The organism is Cyanobium sp. T1G-Tous, assembly GCF_024345455.1.
Taxonomy (GTDB): domain Bacteria; phylum Cyanobacteriota; class Cyanobacteriia; order PCC-6307; family Cyanobiaceae; genus Cyanobium_A.
Window position 1 is genome coordinate 1 of the sequence record NZ_JAGQBD010000051.1, and the last position, 5,270, is coordinate 5,270.

General features: G+C 45.7%; 4 protein-coding genes. 2 read left to right on the forward strand and 2 right to left on the reverse strand.

Features of this window, described 5'->3' with window-relative positions:
- Together KBY75_RS15245 and KBY75_RS15250 are read left to right on the forward strand one after the other, a co-directional pair.
- Positions 1 to 1,273, forward strand: a 1,273-nt coding sequence (locus KBY75_RS15245) for a beta-ketoacyl synthase (protein ID WP_255024567.1), incomplete at its 5' end; no start/stop codon positions are given.
- Complete coding sequence (locus KBY75_RS15250) at positions 1,273 to 1,743, forward strand: holo-ACP synthase (protein WP_255024569.1); 471 nt, start codon at positions 1,273 to 1,275, stop codon at positions 1,741 to 1,743. The genes KBY75_RS15245 and KBY75_RS15250, both read left to right, overlap by 1 nt.
- 467 nt (positions 1,744 to 2,210) lie before the next feature.
- Here KBY75_RS15250 and KBY75_RS15255 read toward each other — a convergent pair whose 3' ends face one another.
- Positions 2,211 to 3,389, reverse strand: a complete 1,179-nt coding sequence (locus KBY75_RS15255) for an acyltransferase (protein ID WP_255024570.1) — start codon at positions 3,387 to 3,389, stop codon at positions 2,211 to 2,213.
- A 48-nt stretch (positions 3,390 to 3,437) separates the two neighbouring features.
- On the reverse strand, positions 3,438 to 5,153 hold the full coding sequence (locus KBY75_RS15260) for a hypothetical protein (RefSeq protein ID WP_255024571.1): 1,716 nt from the start codon (positions 5,151 to 5,153) through the stop codon (positions 3,438 to 3,440).
- Between the last annotated feature and the right edge of the window lie 117 nt (positions 5,154 to 5,270).

Consider the following 5,270-nt stretch of genomic DNA (forward strand, 5'->3'; position numbering starts at 1 on the left):
TGTAGTCACTGGGATGGGTGCGATTTGCGAAGCAGGCAATGATCCAGAGCATATCCTTAATTCTTTGCTTGATGGAATTGAAAGCATAACCGAGCATAAAAACTGGGAGGCGGAGAACTGGCCATGCCGCCTAGCTGGCATAGTAGGATTGAAGCCCAGAGATCTAATTAATGATCGAAAACTGCTTAAGTTAATCAAAAGAACTGATGTACTGGGCATTTATGTTGCCGAAAAAGCACTCACCTCTGCGGGTATTAGAGCATACAGAGATACATTGTCTACGGAAGCAGATGATTGCGTTGCTGAAAGATTTGGCATTTTTGGAGGAACCAGTGGCGCCCTCCATAGCACCCAGTATGACTTCCTGCCACTGATCAATGAAGCAAATGGAAGTACAGTAATAATTGGCGAAAGACTCAAAGACTTTATAAACCCAATGTGGCTACTTGGTAACTTGCCAAACAACGTTTTATGTCATGTTGGCATTAGAAATAAACTAAAGGGGGCCAATGCTTTCATTACAAATCACAGTACAAGTGGGTTGCTCTCAATTATTGAAGCATTTGAAAGCCTTCGTATTGGCGATACTGATCAAGCCCTCGCCATCGGTCATGATGCTCCTGTTGATCCTCAGACAGTTCTTTACTATCATATTGCAGGTTTACTTGCAAAAGCCTCGCTTACTCCCTTTGATACTGAACGTTCTGGTTGCATCCTTGGAGAGGGTGGTGCAGCTCTTGTGCTCGAAACCCATGAGACGGCTTCAGCAAGATCAGCTGTTGTCCATGCTGAGATTCTTGGTAAGGGATGCACATCAGAAGCCCAAGGACTTCTACCTGTTAGAGAGGACGGCGATGGAATCTCAAGGGCAATTTGCCTTGGTCTAGAACAGGCAGGTCTGAGTACTCAACAGATCGGAATGATTGTTTGCCATGGAAACGGCACCATAAAATCAGACCTCTCTGAAGGCACAGCAATTCGAAAGGTATTCGGAAATAGAATACCACCAATCACCTGTTTCAAATGGGCATTTGGTCATACATTAGGAGCTTCGGGGAGTCTGGATACTGTTCTAGCTATCACGGCACTTCAACGTGGCATTATTCCTGCAATTGCCACTCTGAAAAGGATCGATCGATCATTGGAAGACTTGCCAATTGCGAAGTCTCACATGGAGCCCGTCAATGATACTGCACTAATTCTAGCGCGAGGCTTCGGAGGTCAAAACTGTGCACTGATCGTCAGAGCATCTAGCCGTCGAGGTGGTGGGTAATGCCAGAAAAATTCAAATGCGGTGTGGACTTTGTAGATATTACTAGAGTTAAGGGTCTTATAAATAATACAACGAGTGAAGTTCTTGAGGGAATTTTCAGCCTAGAAGAGCTTAATTATGCGGGTAAATCGATGAATCGTTATGGTCGATTAGCTGCACGGTTAGCCGCAAAAGAGGCCTGTCTCAAGCTATTCCCACTGGAAACAGCAATAGCGTCGATAGACCTTTCAGATTTTTCAGTAAAGAATGATGCCTACGGAGCTCCACATATAAGTCTATCCAGAAGAGCCAATATCCTTCTCGACCTATATGGTTTTGAACAAATCTCAATCAGCCTGAGTCACACAAAAGAGCATGCCATGGCCATGGCTGTTGCAGCAAGAAAAGAATTCAAAGTACCACTAATAGGGCAATTAATTAATTGGCTACTGCCCATCAAGCGGAAGCTGGCAAGAAATATTCCTGAATGAGCTTAAACAAAGCACTCAAAACACCAAAACAATTCATAATAGAGTCAAATCATGCTGTTCCAGGTATTACCAGGAAAGCAAATAGCTATTTAAAGCGTCTATCAAATATTCAGCGGAAGCCTAAAGCTTGACTAGAAAAACTAGACTTACTTGCAACCATTGCCCAGGGAAGAAGAGTTTTATCATTCTAACTGGAAAATTTAAAAATCGCTAAGCCACTACATACAACGTATTTACTATTCAAAAGTAAATCAGTGATCGCATGTGCTTTGCGCGCGTAGAATCAAAGCATTCTTGGGGTGAGGATCTAATGAACAGAAAGTTTGTAAATCTGGCTACAATACCTAGACAGCTGTCTCGTTCGATTTCTTCTGAAAAAGAATGAAACGGGAGTAATAACTCAGCAGCGTCATTTGAGCTTTTAGAGCAATGCTAGCAGTGTCATACATTAAATATCGAGAATTAAATTAAATGATAGCCTTGATGCCAGGAATCTGTCGAAGCATCACACTTGTTGCCCAGCTGACAGCGAGTGAAATAGTAAATACGAAAACTGCCTTTATCTCTGCTGCCATTGACCAACCAAGAAGTACATACTGGGTCCAGACCACGAACGGATAGTGAACGATATAAATGGCATAGGAATTTTTGCATAAGCTATCCGCCCATGAGACTCGGATGTCTACAAATCGAAGAAATAGCGCTAGGGCCGCGAGGGATAGGATCGCACTGTACATGACGAAACAGAACCCAAAGAGAAACCATCCGTTAGGTCTTGACCAAGGTCCTGCTGGATCTATTTTTACCGCGAATGTTGTTATGACGAGGGCGACTGCGGCGATTAATGAGGCGAGCAGCCACATCCACCAACGACTTGAAAGTGGCCCAGGGTGTCTCAGAAACGTAGATTCTAATCCAAAAGCACCAAGGTAGACACCTTCGAAGAAATAAACCAGATATAAGCCAATACGACAGGCTTGGCCGATGGTGAAAGGGGGCCATTCAAGCCACTGATATGGTCCATACATAGCAAACATTGATAAGAAACTTACGCAAGAGAGGAAGACAAGTACTATAAAAAAAGAACTGGGTTGCCGAATAATATTCTTGGGCGCGCTTCGGTTTGAATACGCCGCAAATTTAAAGCAGATAGCAGCGAGCAGATCGAAGACAAACAACAGCGAAAGATACCAGGCGGGCCCGGAGCGCCATGACCAGCCAGACCAATAGGAGATAAAGCTTTCCTCGGCTCCGGTCTGGAGAAAAGACGGATAATATGCGAGTGGCATGATGATGCCTACCATTACTAAAAACGGAATACCTAGCCTTACTAAGCGGTCTAGGAGGAAACGGATACTTCCTTTATTGGCAATGCTCTTCCACACAAAGAGGCCAGAAACGAAGAATAGTAATGCCATAAAAAAACTGTTGATGAGAAGCGGCAGGAAGTTGAAAACCATGCTCGTATTCGCGTCAACAATGGGTGCTGTAGAGTGAATATAGTCCAACGGATTGAAACTGGCCCAAGGCACATAGCCTACGATGGTGTGCAATAAAAGCACCAATAATATTATCGTAGCCCTTATATAATCCAGAGAGAGACTACGTTTGCTCAAAGGCTTCGCGGCTAAGATTTCATTAATCATTTAAGTTGCAATCTAAGGTTTTTTCATGACCCTGATAGTATTTCAAAATCAATTTTCTTGACCATGAACGCGAAGATCAACAGCACCGAGACTAGGAAAACTAAAAAACCTCGCAGGTGTCACACTGTGCCGCACAGCCACCTTCTCGAGATAGTCAAACTGCTCGTCAGTAGGATCGCCAACGATATACGAGCATGGATAATGTTCAGCCGCCAACAGGACTGCTTCAGCAAGACAGGTAAAAGTAACTTCCTGGTCGCGATTCTGCGGGGCGAAGAGGCCCATCTCAAATGGGCAGGAGAGTCCGGGAATCCGGGCGAGGCACTTGATAATGCGGATGTCTGGTCTGGCCACCAGTACAGACTGATCGACATTCTCCGGCTGAGCGTCGTCTAACACGACTGTGTTGGGCCCGAAGTCTTCGGGTTGGAGGATACTTCCAATAGCATTAGTGACACAAACGACGATTGTGGCTTCTTTGATCTCATGCTTGAGAGACGTTAGCTTATGCACCTTTGGATTCCATCCAGGAATCTGAGGGATCTTGTCCAACTGCAGTGACAAATCCACCGCCAGAATTTTCCTGGTCGGAGAACGTCTGAACATGCACCTCAGCGCCGCCCTTCCCGTGGAGCCCGCCGCTCCAATCACTGCGACCACACCGTCGGAGCCGATTTCTTGTTCGATCTCCTCCACCATCCGCGCAATCGTCAGCGCGGTGAATCCATGGCCGGTCGTGATCGATACGTCAGGCTTTGTCTGCCTCAGAAACCTGCCGTGTCTCGTTAACGAAGGAATCAAGGCACCCAGTCCCACCATCTTTGTTTCACGGTACTTAGCGTAATCGAGAATCTGAACTACCGCATCCCTGGCCTCAGGAAGTCGATCGAGCATTTCTACAGGGCCATGCGGAATCGTCACCAGCTCGCCTCGGAGGAGGCGATCACCGACCGGGACCTCGATAGGAGATAGAACGATTGAGGAGGTGGGGGGGAAAAACCCTGCAAAACTTGCTCTCAGACCGCGCAGAATCGGAAATAACTGCCGCCAGTCTTCGATCGCCGTCCGTGGATGAACCACAAAGAGGAAATCAAGTGGTCCCTCGTACTTTGGGCGTAGTGAATCGATCGTAGTTACAAAAACTTGTCTCTTCCAACCACTTGAAAAAATAACTGGATGCGGATAATCAACAAGCGCCACGTCGCTAGTATATCTTCGATTCCAAAGTGTCGTCTTCGCCAGATCAATGTCCCAAGTTTTACTGTGCAGGACCTCCGTATCAAATGCATTCGCCAGCGTGGTTGCAACCAAGGCTGCAGAATTCTGCTGACACATACCTAAATTGCAATCAGTATCAAGCGGCCTCTTTAATGCCAAAGTGATATAAGTTGAGGCGTTGTCCTCGGTAAGCTGACCGCCAGCTTCATGCCCAGGTAGTGCTGCATGGACGGGATGTGCGATGGTAACTTCGTGGCCATCCCAGCTTGAGACCATGCACGTGACAAACACGTCTTCTTGAAACTCAAAGGCAGCGCCCACTAGCGGTCTTATTGCCGTTGCAAGCGAATACAAATCTATCTTGCTAGCAAGATGAAGAAAATCAATAAGATAGTATTTATCGTCTCCGAGTTCCTCTTGGTTCATCACGATTTCGGATGTCCTAAAACTTTCTAAGTAAAGCTTACCCCATGCATAGTTCTTCTGGGCGATCCTGGCAGGCTTTATGTAAACCAATAAGTTATCGAGAAGAAACACATGGTACATATTCTCAATTCTTCATAAAAGGTCTTGCTGACCCCAAAATTTTGAGGCAGCTTTTCTTCGTTTGAATTAGCAGTTTGCTCTGCACTAGAACAACGGACATAGTTTTGAACTAGGTAG